Source organism: Rhodococcus sp. NPDC077669, from assembly GCF_040686915.1.
Taxonomy (GTDB): Bacteria; Actinomycetota; Actinomycetes; order Mycobacteriales; family Mycobacteriaceae; genus Rhodococcoides; species Rhodococcoides fascians.
On sequence record NZ_JBFBMD010000018.1, the window covers coordinates 48,469 to 66,121 of the forward strand.

Consider the following 17,653-nt stretch of genomic DNA (forward strand, 5'->3'; position numbering starts at 1 on the left):
CCTGTCACCGGCGCGATTCGAGTAGCCGGAGCCAGATTTCGCTGACCGTCGGATACGACGGCACCGCATGCCACAGATCGTCGAGCGATACCTTCCCGACCACGGCAACGGTGGCCGCGTGCACCAATTCCGCCACCCCCGGCCCGACGAAGGTCGCCCCGACGAGAGTGTCGGTGGCCCTGTCGATCACCAACTGCGCACGACCCGAATAGTCGTCCTGCTGTAGGGAGGAACCCGCGACGGCGATGTCCTGGGCCGCGATCTCGACGTCGATACCGGCTTCGCGCGCCTTGGCCTCGGTGAGCCCGACCGAGGCGACCTCGAGGGGCGTGAACACGACCTGGGGAATCTGTCCGTGGTCGGCGGTGGCGCGAAACTTCTTGTGATCGAGCGGCTTTCCCTCGGCCCGGGCGGCGATGACGTCACCGGCCACCCGTCCCTGATACTTGCCCATGTGCGTCAACGGTGCCCGGCCGTTGAGATCGCCGACGGCATAGAGCCAGTCGTGGTCCCCCACCGTGAGGTGGTCGTCGACGTCGACGTATCTGCCGTCGGGAAGACCGACGGTGGACAGTCCCAGATCCGAGCTCGCCGGGGAGCGGCCCGCCGCGACCAGCACCTCGTCCACGACGAGGTCCTCGCCGCCGACTGTGAGAGTGACCGGACCACCGTGGATTCGGCCGACGCCGGTGTCAGCGGGATCTTGCCGCGACACGGCCGTCAGGGACGCGTCGAGCATGATCGTTGCGCCGCGTTGTTTCAGTGCGTCGGCGACGAGCTGCCCGGCGAACGGCTCGGAGCCGGCCAGCAGGGACGAGCCGCGCACGATCATCGTGACTTTCGCCCCCAGGGACAGCAGCCACGTCGCTGCCTCGCTCGCCACGACACCGCCGCCGATGATGGCCACGTGGCCGGGGGTCTCGTGAATGTTCGTGGCGTCGCGGGAGATCCACGGTCGGGCATCGCGAAGGCCAGGCGTGTTCGGTACCGACGCGGTGGTGCCGGTGGCCAGCACCACCGCATGCCGAGCTGTGAGCGTTCTGCCGTCGACCTCGACGGTCTTGACCCCGCTGAGCCGTCCGTGGCCACGGATCACTGAGATGCCCGCGGACTCGGCCCACGACACCTGAGACGAGTCGTCGAGGCCGTGGGTGAAGGATTCGCGTCGAGCCAATACGGCGTCGGCGTCGAGGGGCTGATCGCCGACCAGTTCTTTCACGCCCGGCATGTTTCGGGCGGTATCGAGCACCTCGCTCGGCCGCAGGAGCGCCTTGCTGGGCATGCATGCCCAGTACGAGCATTCGCCGCCGACGAGTTCGTGTTCGACAATGGCGGCGGTGCGGCTGCTGCCTTGTATCGCGTACTGCGCGGCATTCTCACCGACGGGTCCTCCGCCGATGACGATCACATCGAATTCCGAGCTCTCTGGGGCCATTGCTCCACAGTGACATAGGCTCCCCGCTTATGGCGACCACTCGGAGCAAGATTCTGATCACCGGCGCGAGTTCAGAACTGGGCGAGGAGATGGCGCGCCGCTTCGCAGCCATGGGCCGTGATCTCGCGCTCTGTGCGCGACGGGTCGAGCGGCTCGACGAGCTCCGCTCCGAACTGATGACGCAGCATCCCGGGATCACCGTGGCGGTACGCGCCCTCGACGTCACCGATCACGATGCCGTGGTGACGGTGTTCGGCGAACTGCGCGACGAGTTGGGCGGCCTGGATCGAGTTGTCGTCAATGCCGGACTCGGCAAGGGTGCGAAGATCGGAACCGGTCGCGCGGACGCCAATCTGCAGACCGCGCGCACCAATTTCGTCGGTGCGCTGTCGCAGGCCGAGGCCGCGTTGGCGATATTCCGGGCCCAGAAGCACGGGCACCTGGTGTTCGTCTCGTCCATCAGCGCCGATCGGGGTCTGCCCGGTGCCAAGGCGACCTACTCGGCCAGCAAAGCGGCGGTGGCCTCTCTGGGAGAATCGTTGGCCACCGAGTTGGCCCGAACCGACATCGTCGTCACGACGCTTCTGCCGGGTTTCATCGCCACCGACATGTCGGCCGGCGCAGGCGACAGTGCTGCTCTCACAGCCACTCTGGACGAAGGCGTCACCGCGATGGTCCGGGCCATCGAAAGCGAAACGCGCCGCGCCGCGCTGCCCGGCCTGAAATGGCGAGGCATCGACGCGGCGCTGCGGTTCCTGCCGAACGTGCTGACGGATCGAATGGTCTGAGCGCAGGACTGGAGCTTGGGGAATGACCCGGTTACTGCAGGAGTGGAGCCTGCGGAATGACCCGGTTACTGCAGGAGTGGAGCCTGCGGAATGGCCGGACGTTACTGCAGGTATCCCTCGACCTGGTTGACGCTGTTGGCCGTCGCGGAGTCGGGGTCCTTGCCTGCGTCGATGCGTGCGCGGCGCTGCCGGAGCAGGTCCCAGCACTGATCGAGAGCGTGTTCGAGTGACGCGAGCTGCGCCTTTTCGGTGTCGGGGTCGATCTCCCCGGCCTGGGTGTCGGTGCGCAGCTTGTGCTCGGTGGCGATCAGCTGCTGAATCTTGGTGTGGATATCGTGCTCGTTCATGGCTGCAACGGTAGACCTACCAGGGTGTACCGGCCAGGTTTCGGCGCGCCAGAGCGCGGTGCACCGCTGCGGTGAGCTCTGCCGCCGATCCGACCAGCGCGTCGTCGGTGCACACCAGGGAGAGTGTGTAGCGCCCGTCCATCCGGGACAGGTAGGTCGACAGCCTGATCGTCGACAGCGGGATCGGTCCCGTCGGTGCGGGGTGGATCGCGCGGGTCGCCAGACCGCAGGATCGATGCGACCCGAGGGTCGTCAGCGCGTGCGGAATGTCGCCGATGTTGGAGCACAACACTTCTCCGCGACCCGGCGTCGAGGTCAACTTGGCCGCAAGGCGGTGGGGGAGCAGTTGGACAACCTCGGGCGGGTACCCCGCGGGCGCTCCGACGGGCGCGGCGAAAGCAGCTTTGCACGCCGCGCGCACTGCCGCCGGTGAGTCGTCTCCGCGAACGTCGACGGTGGCCATCCCGATCGAGTTCGCGTCTCCGGATCCGGTGCGGAAGGGGATGTCGACGGTCACCGTGGGTGAGCCGAGTTCTGCCATGGTCGCGGCGACGACGCACACGAACAACGAATTGGGTGAGCCACCACCGAGCTCGGCAGCCGAATCCCACTGCGCTGCATCGACGTCCACGACCACCGAGAAGGCCCGTCGAACACGGTGGGGGCGTGTGCGATTCGGGTCGGATGCCGTGAACGCGCGCAGCTCGGCCCGAGCCTTCGCGCTCACCCACAGTCGAGCGGTCGCGACGATCGACCGCACGAGCACGGTGACGACCATGCGCAGAGCGTCCGCTGCATCCGAACCGGGGGAGGCGATCGGTTCGGTTTCTACCGAGCCCGAAAACGACTGTGCGGCAGCGTCGATGAGCCCACGGGCATCGGCGAGCGCATGCGAGCACACCAGCGATACGACGGTACCGCCGCCGGTCAGCGGAGCTGCCGTCAACCGCCAGCCCGGTCCGTATTGCGGATCCAACTGCACATCGGCCTGGTGGTCGGCCCACTCGATGGCGTCGTCGACCGGCTCGGAGGCGACCGTCAGCGGCAGCGAGGTGGAACAGACGTCCCATCGGAGCCTGGCACCGGGGATGCGAGGCACGCCGACCTGTCGACCCAGCTGCCCACGTGCGAGCGCAGCGTGTACCCGATCGAGTTCGTCCTGGGTCACCGACTCGGCAGTACGCCAAATACCCTGCAGTGCAATCGGTGTGCCGTACCCGCGGTGTGTGCGGAGAAAGATCTCGTCGATCACCGACAGGCGGGTCGAGGTCACGGACTGGGGGTACCGTGGCGCCCCGCGCCCGAGGCGAACCGACTCGCTCCGGTGAGCGCGTCGGCGGTGATCGAGATGGCACCGTGCCGAAACTCGTTCTTCAGCGCGGCTTCCTCGTCGAGGCCGTCCTGCTCGAGGACGGACAGCCGATCCTCGCGCATGCAGGTCTGGGGCAGCAACGCCAGTTCGGCGGCCAGCGCCTCGGCCTCGGATCGGGCACGGCCGACCGGAACCACCCGGGTGATCAGGCCGATGTCCAACGCCTCCTGGGCGGCCACGGCGCGTCCGGTGAGAATCATGTCCATTGCGCGTCCGGTGCCGATGATGCGCGGCAATCGCACTGTGCCGCCGTCGATCAGGGGCACGCCCCAGCGCCGACAGAACACGCCGAACGTCGCGTCGTCCTCCGCGATGCGTAGGTCGCACCACAGGGCGAGTTCGAGCCCGCCCGCGACGGCGTATCCCGACACCGCGGCGATGACCGGCTTGGACAACCGCATTCGTGTCGGGCCCATCGGACCGTCGCCGTGTTCGGTCGCGTGGTTCGACCTGGGCGTGCCGAGCGCCTTCAGATCGGCACCCGAGCAGAAGGTCCCGCCTTCGCCCCACAACACGGCAACCGACGCGGATTCGTCGGCATCGAATTCCTCGAAGGCCTGAGTGAGTTCCTGAGCAGTGGGCCCGTCGACCGCGTTGCGAGCCTCCGGGCGTGAGAGGACCACGGTGGTGACGGGGCCTGATCGTTCGATCCGTACCGGCATGGTTACGAACCTACTCGAGTCCCCTTGCGTGAAGCACTGAATCAGTGCTTCAATCCTTCAATGCCCTACCGGCGAACACCCGCAGTGCAGGCCCGGCTCGATGCCGGCCGAACGAAACTGCTTGCTGCCGCCGTCGAGGTCCTGTCCACCAAGGGATACGCGGGCCTGTCGGTGGCCTCGGTCGCCGCGGCCGCAGGCGTGTCCGCGGGCAGCGTCTACACGCACTTCGACGGCAAATCCGACCTGGTCGTCGAGATCTTCCGGCAGGTCTGCACCCGAGAAGTGGCTGCGGTGGTCGCCGTCGCCGCACACGGCAGCACATCCGAGCGAGTCGCCGCTGTGGTCCAGACCTTCGCTGGGCGGGCCCTGAAGAACCGCACGATGGCCTACGCGCTGCTCGCCGAACCGGTCGATCCAGCAGTGGACGCCGAGCGGTTGGTGTTCCGGCGCAAATTCACCGCTGCGTTCGCCGACGCGATCGTGGCAGGAATTGCGGCCGGGGAAATTCCCGATCAGGACGCGGCGATCTCGGCCGCCGGCCTCGTGGGTGCCGTCGGCGAAGTGCTGGTCGGTCCGTTGTCCTCGCACGAGTCCGTGGACGTGGTTCCCGGTCTCGTCGCTTATTCGTTGCGTGCGTTAGGAGTTCGAGATGAACACACATGAGGTCTTCAATCAGGCGACCGACCTGACGCCCTACGACGTGTCCGACGACGCCTCGCTGCTGGACGGTCTCGACCGAGCCGGCGGCGGCTGGGCGCGCGACGAGGTGCGTCAATTGGGCGCTCTCGCAGGCGGAGTCGAGGCCCAGGAGTGGGGCAGGCTCGCGAACGAGAACCCACCGGTGCTCAGGACACACGATCGGTACGGCCATCGCGTCGACGAGGTCGAATTCCATCCGCACTGGCATGATCTGATGACCGTCGCGGTGCAGCACGGACTGCACGCCAGCCCGTGGACGGACGATCGAGTGGGTGCGCACGTGGCCCGCGCCGCGAAATTCTACGTATGGGGACAGGCCGAAGCGGGCCACATGTGCCCGATCTCGATGACCTACGCCGTCGTACCGGCGTTGCGGCACAACCCCTCTCTCGCCGCGCAGTTCGAGCCTCTGCTCGCGTCCCGGGAGTACGACTTCGGGCTGCGCGAACCGTCGAGCAAACGCGGACTGATCGCCGGTATGTCGATGACGGAGAAGCAAGGCGGCTCGGACGTTCGCGCCAACACCACCACGGCCACCCCGTCGTCGGACGGCACCTATTCGATCGTCGGCCACAAATGGTTCACCTCGGCACCGATGTCTGACATGTTCCTGACGTTGGCCCAGGCACCCGGCGGGCTCTCGTGCTTCATGTTGCCGCGGGTGCTGCCCGACGGCACCCGTAACCGAATGATGCTGCAGCGCCTGAAGGACAAGCTCGGCAACAAGTCCAACGCCTCGGGAGAACTTGAATACGACGGTGCGACCGGCTGGCTCGTCGGCGAGGAGGGCCGCGGGGTGCGCACCATCATCGAGATGGTGAACATGACCAGGTTGGACTGCGTCATCGGCTCGGCTGCCGGTATCCGCAACGCCACCGTCCGCGCGGTGCACCACGCACGTCACCGAGCTGCCTTCGGTGCGCAACTGATCGATCAGCCTCTGATGCGAAACGTATTGGCAGACTTGACCATCGAATCCGAAGCGGCGACCGCGGCCATGATCCGCCTGGCGCAGGCCACCGACGGTTCCGCTCGCGGCGACGAGCAGGAGAGTGCGCTGCGCCGAATCGCGTTGGCCATCACCAAGTACTGGGTGTGCAAGCGCGCACCCGCACACGCCGCCGAAGCACTCGAATGCCTGGGCGGCAACGGCTACGTCGAAGAATCGGGCATGCCTCGGTTGTTCCGCGAATCGCCGCTGATGTCGATTTGGGAAGGCTCCGGCAACGTCGCCGCACTCGACTCGCTGCGTGCACTCGCGCGTCAACCCGACAGCGTCGAGGCCTTCTTCGGTGAGATCGGCAAGGCGTCGGGCGTGGACTCTCGACTGGACGACGCCATCGCCCGCGTCGGGAAAGAGCTCTCCGACACCTCCGACATGGAATACCGCGCCCGCCGCGTCGTCGAACTGATGGCGCTGACCTTCCAGGGTGCGCAACTGATGATGCACGGAAATCCCGCAGTGGCCGACGCCTTCTGCGCGAGCCGACTCGACCGAGACTGGGGCATAGCCTTCGGCACCCTGCCCGTCGGAGTCGATACCTCAGCTGTGTTGGCGCGGGTGTGACGATTTGGCTCCTGTCCTGCGGATCAGCTCCCCACATTCGTAAATGTGACGCCGATCGGAGTCGGTTATCCAAAACTGGGGAGCTGATCCGCCGCCATCCGCTGGTCGCCGAACCATCCGCTGGGTGCCGGTAGCGCAGCTGCGCGGGCGAAGGCCTGCTCGAAGCGGCGAAGCAGTGCTCGGGGATCGTCGAGTTCACGCCAGTTCCACCGCACGATGACCCAACCCAGTTCGCGAAGTCGGTCCTCGCGATACTTCTCATCCAACAGAACGCGTTTCGAGTCGTACTTCGATTCGCCGTCGAATTCGCCGATGACACCCAGCTCCCAGAACAGGAAGTCGACTCTTCCCACGAAGCGGCCGGCTCCGTCGTGCACCCATTGGTTGAGCAGAGGTGTGGGGAGCGGGAGGGTTTCGAACAGCACTCGGCTGCGCGATTCGCCGACGCTCTCACTACGCCCGTTCATAAGAGACACCGCGCGGCGGGCGGCTGCGATGCCGGTTCGGAATCGTGCGGATTCGACCGCGTGGGCCAGCGCGTCCGAGTCCGTGTGGCCGGATCTCAGTGCACTGTCGCCGACGCATACCGATCGATCCACACTGCTGGTGCGAGCGATGTCCACGACCGTTCGAGCCGCGGTGGTGACCGGGTAGCCGTTGACGGTTGTGCGTTCGGCGGGGTCCAATGTAGTCCCGTGGAGAATTCGGAGCGGGCGACGCTTGCTCGCGTAATCGAGACCGTGTGTCATGTGTACCTTGTCGAGCGGCAGCTTCCAGACGTCGAAGCCCCAGGCGATGGCCGCCGAGACGTGGCTGAGCACTTCGTCCGCCGGTGCGGACATCAGATACGACCGCGCCAGCAGGAAATGACGTTCGGTCGGGCTGGCCTCGTGCATCAGCGTGGTGGGCACATAGAAGCCCGGTCGCAGCACCGACAATTCACCGGCGCGGCGCAGCCTTTTCAGGTCGTCGTCGGTCAACCCGAAAGTAAGTGCGTCAGCTCTGGTGAACAGGTCGGTGTGAGGTAGGTCCATGGATGCTTGGACGCGCCGACCGTCGATTCGGATCCGTATGCAGCGAAAAAGCTCCCCAGTTTCGGATATCCGACGCCGATCGGAGGCATAAATCCGAAACTGGGGAGCTGATCTGCGTCCCGGCCGGGCCCGACCGACCTCAGGCCGACCGACCTCAGACCGAACGACCTCGCTGCGATCGGTACCAGCGCACCAGGGCGTCGGTGGATGAATCCGATTGCACGGCAGGGGCTTCGGCGTCGGTGAGCACCGGTGTCAGTTCGAGTGCCTGGGTCTTACCGAGTTCGACGCCCCACTGGTCGTAGGAGTCGACGCCCCAGATGACGCCTTCGACGAAGACCTGGTGTTCGTACAGGGCGATCAATTGTCCGACGACGGACGGGGTGAGTTTGGGGGCGAGGATCGAGGTGGACGGTCGATTGCCCGGCATCACCTTGTGCGGCACCACATCTGCGGGTGTGTCCTCGGCGGCGATTTCCTCGGCGGTCTTGCCGAAGGCGAGCACCTTGGTCTGGGCGAAGAAGTTGCTCATCAGCAGGTCGTGCATCGAGCCGGTGCCGTCACGGGTGGGCAGGTCGTCGGTGGGCTCGGCGAAACCGATGAAGTCCGCAGGCACCAAACGTGTTCCCTGGTGCAGCAATTGGTAGAAGGCATGCTGTCCGTTGGTGCCCGGTTCGCCCCAGAAGATTTCGCCGGTGGAGGTGGTGACGGGGGAGCCGTCGGCCTTGACGGACTTGCCGTTCGACTCCATCGTCAACTGCTGCAAGTACGCGGCGAAGCGGGAGAGATCATTCGAATACGGCAGCACTGCACGGGTTTCCGCGCCGAAGAAGTTGCTGTACCAGAGGCCGATGAGGCCGAGCAGAACTGGTGCGTTCTCGGCGAGCGGTGTCGACCGGAAGTGCTCGTCGATCCGATGAAAACCGTCGAGGAATTCGGCGAATGCCTCTTTGCCGACAACGGCCATGACCGACAGCCCGATTGCCGAGTCCACGGAATAACGTCCGCCCACCCAGTCCCAAAAGCCGAACATGTTGTCGGTGTCGATGCCGAAGTCCGCGACGCGTTCGGCGTTGGTGGACACGGCGACGAAATGCTTGGCGACGGCGTCCTCACCGAGTGCGTCGACGAGCCAGCGCCGGGCTGCGGTGGCGTTGGTCAGCGTCTCGAGGGTGGAGAAGGTCTTGGAGGCGATGATGAACAGCGTCGACGCCGGGTCGAGTCCGTCGAGCGCGCCGACGAGATCGGCGGGGTCGACGTTGGAGACGAATTTCGCCGAGATCCCCGCGTCGGCGTAGTGACGGAGTGCGTTGTAGACCATGACCGGGCCCAGATCGGATCCACCGATACCGATGTTGACAACGGTGGAGATCTTCTCGCCGGTGGCACCGACCCATTCGCCCGAACGCACGCGATCGGTGAATTCGCCCATGGCCGTGAGGACTTCGTGTACATCGGCGACGACGTCCTGGCCGTCGACGGTCAACGACGCGTCGGCCGGTAGACGCAGCGCGGTGTGCAGAACAGCGCGATCCTCGGAGGTGTTGATGTGGTCGCCTGCGAACATGGCGTCGCGCTTGCCTTCGACGTCGGCGGTGCGGGCCAGTTCGATCAGCAGGGCGAGAGTCTCGCTGGTGACGCGATGCTTGCTGTAGTCGATGTGAAGATCCGCGGCGGCGAGGGTGAAGGTGCGCCCTCGGTCGGCGTCATCGGCGAACAGAGTTCGGAGATGAGTATCGGCAATCTCGGAGTGGTGATCGGTCAGTTTCTGCCAGGCATCCGTGCCGGTGATATCGACGCTCATACGAACCAACAGTAATCCGGTGCCGAGTCATGCGCGCGTCGTTTGTCGTTTGCATCGGGCGCTGCGGAGGCATCATGGACGGTATGGACCAACGTGCATTGATCGAATCGATTCCGGCAAAACTGTGGATCGGCGGCAAGGCCGTCGACGCCGAGGGCGGTAAGACGTTCGCGGTGAACGATCCGGCGACCGGCAAGCCCCTGACGGAGGTGGCGGACGCATCCCCGGCCGACGCGATGAAGGCCCTCGACGCGGCTGCTGCGGCGCAGAAGAGCTGGGCGGCAACACCTGCCCGCGAACGCAGTGAAATTCTTCGAGCGGCGTTCGAGAAGGTCACCGAACGTGCCGACGACATCGCGCTGCTGATGACCCTGGAGATGGGCAAGGCCCTCGCGGAGTCGAAGGCCGAGGTGAAATACGGTGCGGAGTTCTTCCGGTGGTTCGCCGAGGAAGCGGTGCGCATCGGTGGTCGCTACACCCCGGCCCCGGCGGGCAACGGCCGCATTCTCGTGACCAAGGCTCCGGTCGGCCCGGTACTGGCGATCACCCCGTGGAATTTCCCGTTGGCGATGGGCACCAGGAAGATCGGCCCTGCCCTGGCCGCCGGCTGCACAATCGTGGTCAAGCCGGCACGAGAGACCCCGCTGACGATGCTGCTGCTCGCGCAGATCTTCGACGAGGTGGGTCTACCGGAGGGCGTGCTCTCGGTGCTGACGACCTCGAAGTCCGGCGACGTCACCGGGCCGCTGCTCGAAGACCCGAGGCTCCGCAAACTCACCTTCACCGGATCCACCGGCGTCGGCAAATCGCTCGTCGAGAAGTCCGCGACGAGGTTGCTGCGGACGTCGATGGAACTCGGTGGCAATGCCCCGTTCGTGGTGTTCGACGACGCGAACATCGACGACGCGGTGGACGGCGCGATGCTGGCGAAGATGCGCAACGGCGGCGAGGCCTGCACGGCGGCGAACCGTCTGCACGTGCACAACAGCGTGCGTGAGGAATTCACCACCAAGTTGGTGGCGAAGATGTCCGAGATGAAGCTCGGACCCGGCGTCGACCCCGACACCAAGCTCGGACCGCTGATCAACGCAGACCAGCTCGAGACCGTGCAGGAGCTCGTCGACGATGCAGTGGAGAAGGGTGCGACGGTAGCGCTCGGCGGTAGCGCACCGGGTGGCGACGGCTACTTCTACCCGGCGACCGTGCTCACCGACATGCCGACGTCGGCCCGCATTCTGAAGGAAGAAGTGTTCGGCCCGGTGGCCCCGATCGTCGGATTCGATACCGAACAGGAAGGAATCGACGCAGCCAACGCCACCGAGTACGGCTTGGCGTCGTACATCTACACCGAGAGCCTGGATCGCGCGCTACGAGTGGCCGACGCGATCGACAGCGGCATGGTGGGTGTCAACCGCGGAGTGATCTCGGACGCGGCAGCACCGTTCGGTGGAGTCAAAGAATCCGGATTCGGCCGTGAGGGCGGATCCGAGGGAATCGAGGAATACCTCGAGACCAAGTACATCGCACTGAAGTAGAGCATCGGTTGGGCGTGCATCCTGCGCGCCCAACCGGGGTTCGGTCAGTGGCCGAGGCGACCGCGGCCGAGGCGGAGCAGGAGCATGGCCAGTGTGTGGCCTTCCTGACCGAGGCTGCTGAAGCGCTCGAGAACTTTCATCTCACGGCTGTGCACGAGGCGCGGGCCGCCGGACGCCATGCGGGTGCGTCCGATGATCTGCGAGACCTCGGAGCGACGCCGCACTGCCGCGAGGATCTCGGCGTCGAGACGGTCGATCTCCTGACGCAGGTCGTTGATCTCGGCTTCGCTGGAAGGCAATGCAGTCTCTGAATCGATCTTCGTCGTCATAGCCATCGTCTCTCCTCGGGTCACATCTTGGATCGTTGCGTCGTCCGGCACCGTTACGCCTTTCGTATTCGGAACTGCAGCGGCTGTCGGCTGGGTTTCGTCTCGAAGGACCGAGATCGACGAGATTCCCGCCGGGAAAGCTGGGGCGTTACGACTGTCGACAGGCTCCCGCTCGTCCGGCTGCGCAGTGGCCGATCCGACGCAAGCGATGACGCACGACTTTTTCGATCACCGATCCAGTGTGCCACGGGGTAACCGTCCTGAAAAGTCGGAGATGACGCCGACGACCACGGGATGTGGGTTTGTCGGTACGCGCCGGTAGCCTGGCCAGACGATGAACACATTCCTCCAGGGCCTCGAGTCCCGTAAGAAAACCTCGTCCGACGCGCTGCTGGAGGGGCTCAATCCTCAGCAGCGCGAGGCCGTCGTGCACACGGGATCGCCGCTGCTCATCGTGGCCGGTGCAGGCTCGGGCAAGACAGCGGTGCTGACGCGTCGCATCGCGTATCTGCTCGCGGAGCGGGGGGTGTCGCCGGGGCAGGTCCTGGCGATCACGTTCACCAACAAGGCCGCCGCCGAGATGCGCGAGCGAGTGGCAGGTCTGGTGGGGCCGCGGGCGAACGCCATGTGGGTGTCGACGTTCCACTCCAGCTGCGTGCGCATCCTGCGCGCCCAGGCGGCATTGTTGCCGGGATTGAACTCCAACTTCTCGATCTACGACGCGGACGACTCACGCCGGCTGCTGACGATGATCTCCAAAGACCTGCAGATCGACACCAAGAAGTTCTCGGCTCGTCTGCTCTCGACGGCGATCTCCAACCTCAAGAACGAGCTGATCGGCCCGGACAAGGCCGCCGAGGACGCCGACGGCGACCCTGCCGAGCTGCCCCGACTCGTCGCGAAGGTCTACCGCATCTATCAGCAGCGTCTGCGCGCAGCCAACGCCATGGACTTCGACGATCTTATCGGCGAAACGGTGGGAATTCTGCAGGCCTTCCCGCAGGTGGCGCAGTACTACCGACGCCGGTTCCGGCACGTACTGGTCGACGAGTACCAGGACACCAACCACGCCCAGTACATGCTGGTTCGCGAACTCGTCGGCACGCCCGATGCAGACGGCGCGCTCGAGGGCACCGTCGCGCCGGGTGAACTCTGCGTGGTGGGTGACGCCGATCAGTCGATCTACGCATTCCGCGGCGCGACCATTCGCAACATCGAGGAGTTCGAACGCGACTACCCCGACGCTCGCACCATTCTGCTCGAGCAGAACTACCGATCGACGCAGAACATTCTGTCGGCGGCCAATGCCGTCATCTCGCGCAACATCGGACGGCGCGAGAAGAAGTTGTGGACCGACACCGGTGAAGGCGAACTGATCGTCGGGTACGTCGCCGACAACGAGCACGACGAGGCGTCGTTCGTCGCGTCGGAAATCGATCGTCTCGTCGACAGCGGGGATGTGCGTTTCGACGAGGTGGCGGTGTTCTACCGGACCAACAACTCTTCGCGCGCGCTCGAAGAGATCTTCATTCGTCTCGGCCTGCCGTACAAGGTCGTCGGCGGCGTCCGGTTCTACGAGCGCAAGGAGGTCCGGGACCTCGTTGCGTACCTGCGCGTGCTGTCCAACGAAGACGACACCGTCAGCATGCGGCGCATCCTCAATACCCCCCGACGCGGCATCGGAGACCGCGCCGAGGCATGTGTGGCCGTGCACGCCGAGCAACGCGACATCAGCTTCTCACGAGCGCTGCACGACGCGGCCGCGGGCAAGGTGGCGTTGCTCAACTCGCGGCAGCAGAAGTTGATCGCTCAGTTCATGGAGCTGCTCGACGAGTTGCGTGCCGTACTGACGGCCACCGACGGAGACGGCAACGACATCGCCGATATCGGCGACGTGGTCGAAGCAGTTCTGGACCGCACCGGCTATCGCGCCGAGCTCGAGGCCAGTAGCGACCCGCAGGACGGTGCTCGCCTGGACAACCTCAACGAATTGGTCAGCGTCGCACGGGAGTTCACGTCCGAGGCGCGTAACCAGGCCGCAGTGGCCGAAGAGGCGCTCGAGACAGGTGACGACCGAAACGATGACGACGGCGGGGTCGACGGTCTGGCCGAGCCGGGTTCGTTGGCCGCGTTCCTCGAACGGGTTTCTCTGGTTGCCGATACCGATCAGATCCCCGACTCGGGCACCGGCGTCGTGACGTTGATGACGCTGCACACCGCCAAAGGGCTGGAATTTCCGGTTGTCTTCGTCACCGGGTGGGAGGACGGCCAGTTCCCGCACATGCGTGCGCTCGGTGATCCGAACGAGCTGTCCGAGGAACGACGGCTGGCGTACGTGGGCATCACTCGCGCGCGGCAACGGCTCTATCTCACGCGCGCGATCATGAGGTCGGCGTGGGGTCAGCCCATCGCCAACCCGGAATCACGCTTCTTGCAAGAGGTTCCGCAACATCTGATCGACTGGCGTCGCGAAGACCCGGGCACCGGCGGCGGCCGCGCAGTCGGCGGCGGTAGATCCGGCAGCTACGGATCGAACAGTTACGGCTCGGGCGGCGGTTACGGCTCGGGCAACTACGGCTCCGGTAGCTACGGCGGGTCGTCGAGTCGTGGCCAGAGTTCGTCTCCGAGCTTCGGTGCCGCGAAGGGCCGAAACTCCAATCTGGTTCTGGCTGTAGGTGATCGAGTCAGCCACGACAAGTATGGACTGGGTACGGTGCTCGAATCCACGGGTGCCGGAGTCAAGGCGATGGTGCTGATCGATTTCGGCTCGGCAGGTCGCGTCAAGATGATGCTCATCGGCGGCGTTCCGATGACCAAGCTGTAGTAGTCCCGACAACGCGAAAGCCGGGCCCTGCGAAAGCGGGGTCCGGCTTTGTTGTGAAGCGGTGAAGAAGGACTCAGTCCATTTCGGGTCCGAGGGAGATTCCTCGGGACGCGAGCCAGGGGAGGGGATCGATCTTGACCTCACCCGGGAGATGAACCTCGAAGTGCAGGTGCGGGCCGGTGGAGAAGCCACGGTTGCCCATGGTTGCGATCTGGTCGCCGGCCATGACGTCCTGGCCCACGGTGACTGTCGAGGTGTCGATGTGGCCGTAGACCGTGATCGTGCCGTCGGCGTGCTGCAGGCGAACCCACATTCCGAAGCCCGACGCGGGACCGGAATCGATCACCTTGCCGTCGGCGACGGCGTAGATGGGGGTTCCGATGGCATTGGCGACGTCGACGCCGGCATGCAGGACGCCCCATCGAGTGCCGAAGTTGGAGGTGTACGTGCCCTGAGCCGGGAGGGAGAACAGCGGGCGACGGGCTGCGGCCTCGCGGGCGGCACGCTCTTCGCTGAAACGCTGGCCCTTGGCGAGCAGGTCGTTGAACTGGCTGAGGTCGACCGGTGCGGCGACGCTGAGGATCTGCGGTGCTTGCGAGGGAGTTGCGCTCGAAGCGTCGGCTACCGGCTCGTCGGCCTGCGGTGCGGTGGTGGCTGCGAGTGCTGCGGCGGCCGGTGCTTCACCCGCGGCGAGTGCGTACTCGGAGGTGGCGACTGCGGTGGGCGCATCGTCGTTGATGACGGCTTGCCCTGCGGCAACAACGGCACCGGCGGCCACGGCCAAGACGGCGGCGCGACCCTTCAGTGCAGTCGGAGGAACGGGGATGCGGTGCGCTCCGCCGCGACGAGCCACGGGTGCGGCGTCTGCGGTGGTTGCGTAGGTCGTGACGACGGTCGGTGTCTCGTCGGCTGCTACTGCACCGGCGAAATCGGCTTCGACGTACTCGTACGTGGGGTAGGAATAGGCCTCGTATGCACTCGGCTCGGTGGTGGGCTCGTAGCTGTACACCGTGGTCGCGTCGTCCGCCGTCGGGCGAGAGAATCGGCTGGAAGTAAAGGACGCGCGGTGCTGCTGCAAGACCTACAACCTCCGATATCTGTGACCTGGCCGTTACTGAAAGACTCGGCAGACGGTAACGAAATGGTTGCGGCGCGCGCAAGTTAACAGCCGAAACCTGGGCAATATGTGAGATGGCTCACAGGGTGACCAGGGTCTATGTGGTGACACGCCACATCCGTAATCGGACACGAGTGCGGCACGCACCGTGACCGACGGCTCGGGGCGCGACCGAGCCGATACCGTCCTACGGGTGCCGACCCCCACCTTCGACGACTCGTCCGCCCACGGCTCCGACCGAGCCGAACCGCAACGTATCGCGCCGCAGGATGCCCGCGGCGGCGTGGAGGATCATTCGCCCACGTCGCGCATCGTCGCCGCCGTCGTGCTCGCTGTCGTCGCCGCACTGTGTGCCGCTGCAGCTCCGTTGATCGGCGTCGTCCAGGCCGTCGACGGTTCGCCGGTGGGCGGCGGAGTCTCGTCGGCCGCTGTGCTGGCCGTTGCGCTCCCGGTCGTGGTGGCGGTTGCCGCCGCCGTCAGTGCTGCGATGCGACGCGTCGAATTCGGTGCCGCTCTGCTCTCAGGCTTCGGCGCGGTGACGCTCGGAATCGCGATCCTCGATCTCGCTGTGCTGTCCGATCCGATCGATGCGAACCGGCTCGAGCTGTTCCGTCCCCTGAGCGCCGCGATGCTCGACGCCACCCTCGGCTCTCATGTTCTGCTCGCCGGTCACGCTGCGTCGGTTCTGGCGGGTGCGGCGGGGTGGTCGGCAGTGCATCGTGCAGCGCTCGGTGACGGGTACGGACATTCGGTCTACTCGGAGCACGTGGGACGAGCGACAGCGGGCCGGGTGGGTCCGCTGTTGTCGATCCTGCTCGGAGCGTTCGGTGTCGTGGCCGCCGCAGCGGCGTTCGCCTCGCTGTACCGGTCGGCCGATCCGGTGGTGATCGTCTCGGCGGTGGTGGAGTCGCCGGTGTTCGTGGCGGTGGGGTCCGCGCTGGTCGGAATCGGCGCACTCGTGGTCACGGCCTCGGCGTTGGCGTCGCTCTCGCCGGTGGTCGCGTCCGGTGCCGCCGTCGGCGCGGGTCTCGGGGTCCTCTCGTTCGCGGGTGTCGGTCTGCTCGCTGGAGTGGCTACCGGTGCTCGGATCGAGGCCGGCCTCGGGGCATACCTCGGCACCGTTGCCGGGCTCGGATTGACCGTCGGAGGCGCTGTACTCGCACCTGTTGCCTCCGGCCGTGATCGCCGCGCTCTGGCGGCGGCGCGATCCGTCGCCGAGGGTGGTCGGGGTCCGCGCGGGGTCGCCGGGCCCGGCACCACGAGGTGGCATGCGGCAGCAGGCAGTGCGGGCGTACTTGCCGGCGTACTGCTGGTGGTGGGGTCGCTGTTGCCGATTCTCGAGACCGACGCCGCGGGAACTGCGCCCACGATCCTGGCGACCCGCGTGGTGCTCATAGCGGGCTTCGTCTCGATTCTGGCCTCGGTGCCGCTGCTGTTCTCCGAGTTCGCTGCGGCGGCTCGTCCGTTCTTGTCCGTCTTCTGGCTCGCCGCGGTGTCGGCCGCGGCGGCCGTGTTGCAGTCGGTGGTGCTGGCCGAGGACCTCGCGGGCGTCGATACCGGGACGGGTGCCCTGCTGATCATCGCGGGAGTCGTGTTCGCGGCCGTCACCGGACTGCTGGCCCTGTTCGCCGGATCGGCCGAGCGTGACGACGTCGACACGTCCGAGGATGCGGCCACCTACTTCCCGGTGCTGGGAACTGCGCTCGTCGGGGCCCTTCTACTGGCAGTCGGATTGGCCCTGCCCCTGTATCGAGGCAGCGATCTGACCGCGGCGACCATCACCGAGTTTCCGTGGGGTTGGGACACCTGGGGGCAGCTGCTGCTCGCTGTCGGCGTCGTCGTCGCCGCCCTCGTTGCCGCCCGGGCCCGCCCCGCGCGTGGCAGCGTTCTGCTCGTCGGTGCGGCCGTCGCGGGCGTCGTTCATCTCGCGTCGTGGCCACTGACGTCCGCTCGCGCAGCCGACCCGGAGCTGGGACCCGGTTTGGTGCCATCGGTCGCCGGAATCGTCGTTCTCGGTGTCGCGGCGGCACTTTCGGCTCGTCGCACCGATCGGTGACGCCGGTTTCACTGCGGCCACAGCGGTGAGATAGACCACATAGCATCCATGCGCCCGATGCGCCGTCGGGGCACCTGGATAAAG

The 17,653-nt window shown here is 66.1% G+C and carries 14 protein-coding genes; 6 read left to right on the forward strand and 8 right to left on the reverse strand.

All coding sequences use genetic code 11. The features are described 5' to 3' along the window. Positions 1–4 precede the first annotated feature (4 nt). On the reverse strand, positions 5–1,435 hold the full coding sequence (locus tag AB0P23_RS18775) for an NAD(P)/FAD-dependent oxidoreductase (RefSeq protein WP_222096115.1): 1,431 nt from the start codon (positions 1,433–1,435) through the stop codon (positions 5–7). 29 nt (positions 1,436–1,464) lie between these two features. On the opposite strand from AB0P23_RS18775, the gene AB0P23_RS18780 reads away from it, so the two are divergent. Beyond that, entirely contained in the window at positions 1,465–2,223 is a 759-nt protein-coding gene (locus AB0P23_RS18780) for an SDR family oxidoreductase (RefSeq protein ID WP_363798763.1), read from the forward strand. Positions 2,224–2,324: 101 nt separating this feature from the next. Here AB0P23_RS18780 and AB0P23_RS18785 read toward each other — a convergent pair whose 3' ends face one another. The 3 genes from AB0P23_RS18785 to AB0P23_RS18795 are packed head-to-tail and all read right to left on the reverse strand — an operon-like array spanning position 2,325 to position 4,604. After that, the gene (locus tag AB0P23_RS18785; RefSeq protein WP_027496002.1) at positions 2,325–2,570 is read right to left on the reverse strand and encodes a DUF2630 family protein; all 246 of its coding nucleotides are present in this window, start codon (positions 2,568–2,570) and stop codon (positions 2,325–2,327) included. Positions 2,571–2,586: 16 nt separating this feature from the next. Next, a complete protein-coding gene (locus tag AB0P23_RS18790; protein WP_032373061.1) occupies positions 2,587–3,843 on the reverse strand; it encodes a hypothetical protein in 1,257 nt (418 codons plus the stop codon). After that, positions 3,840–4,604, reverse strand: coding sequence for a crotonase/enoyl-CoA hydratase family protein (locus tag AB0P23_RS18795; protein WP_027496004.1), 765 nt, complete (start codon positions 4,602–4,604; stop codon positions 3,840–3,842). The genes AB0P23_RS18790 and AB0P23_RS18795 overlap by 4 nt, the downstream gene beginning before the upstream one ends. Positions 4,605–4,664: 60 nt before the next feature. On the opposite strand from AB0P23_RS18795, the gene AB0P23_RS18800 reads away from it, so the two are divergent. Continuing rightward, on the forward strand, positions 4,665–5,267 hold the full coding sequence (locus AB0P23_RS18800) for a TetR/AcrR family transcriptional regulator (protein WP_027496005.1): 603 nt from the start codon (positions 4,665–4,667) through the stop codon (positions 5,265–5,267). Then, the gene (locus AB0P23_RS18805; protein ID WP_032373060.1) at positions 5,254–6,870 is read left to right on the forward strand and encodes an acyl-CoA dehydrogenase family protein; all 1,617 of its coding nucleotides are present in this window, start codon (positions 5,254–5,256) and stop codon (positions 6,868–6,870) included. The genes AB0P23_RS18800 and AB0P23_RS18805 overlap by 14 nt, the downstream gene beginning before the upstream one ends. A 65-nt stretch (positions 6,871–6,935) precedes the next feature. Here the strand turns inward: AB0P23_RS18805 and AB0P23_RS18810 are convergent, their stop codons facing one another. Next, positions 6,936–7,904, reverse strand: a complete 969-nt coding sequence (locus AB0P23_RS18810; RefSeq protein ID WP_032365934.1) for a type IV toxin-antitoxin system AbiEi family antitoxin domain-containing protein — start codon at positions 7,902–7,904, stop codon at positions 6,936–6,938. 154 nt (positions 7,905–8,058) lie between these two features. After that, a complete protein-coding gene (gene pgi / locus AB0P23_RS18815; protein WP_363798768.1) occupies positions 8,059–9,708 on the reverse strand; it encodes a glucose-6-phosphate isomerase in 1,650 nt (549 codons plus the stop codon). Positions 9,709–9,791: 83 nt separating this feature from the next. On the opposite strand from pgi, the gene AB0P23_RS18820 reads away from it, so the two are divergent. Continuing rightward, positions 9,792–11,243, forward strand: a complete 1,452-nt coding sequence (locus tag AB0P23_RS18820) for an NAD-dependent succinate-semialdehyde dehydrogenase (protein ID WP_032385838.1) — start codon at positions 9,792–9,794, stop codon at positions 11,241–11,243. 44 nt (positions 11,244–11,287) lie between these two features. Here the strand turns inward: AB0P23_RS18820 and AB0P23_RS18825 are convergent, their stop codons facing one another. Beyond that, positions 11,288–11,578 carry a chorismate mutase gene (locus AB0P23_RS18825; RefSeq protein ID WP_027496010.1) on the reverse strand — a complete coding sequence of 97 codons (291 nt, stop codon included), beginning with the start codon at positions 11,576–11,578 and terminating at the stop codon, positions 11,288–11,290. Between the two features lie 328 nt (positions 11,579–11,906). Between AB0P23_RS18825 and pcrA the strand changes: the two genes are divergently transcribed. Beyond that, positions 11,907–14,396 carry a DNA helicase PcrA gene (pcrA, locus tag AB0P23_RS18830; protein WP_363798771.1) on the forward strand — a complete coding sequence of 830 codons (2,490 nt, stop codon included), beginning with the start codon at positions 11,907–11,909 and terminating at the stop codon, positions 14,394–14,396. Between the two features lie 73 nt (positions 14,397–14,469). On the opposite strand, the gene AB0P23_RS18835 is transcribed toward pcrA, so the two are convergent. After that, positions 14,470–15,474, reverse strand: coding sequence for a M23 family metallopeptidase (locus tag AB0P23_RS18835; RefSeq protein ID WP_032365931.1), 1,005 nt, complete (start codon positions 15,472–15,474; stop codon positions 14,470–14,472). Positions 15,475–15,706: 232 nt separating this feature from the next. On the opposite strand from AB0P23_RS18835, the gene AB0P23_RS18840 reads away from it, so the two are divergent. Then, positions 15,707–17,569, forward strand: a complete 1,863-nt coding sequence (locus tag AB0P23_RS18840; RefSeq protein WP_155289474.1) for a hypothetical protein — start codon at positions 15,707–15,709, stop codon at positions 17,567–17,569. Positions 17,570–17,653 lie beyond the last annotated feature (84 nt).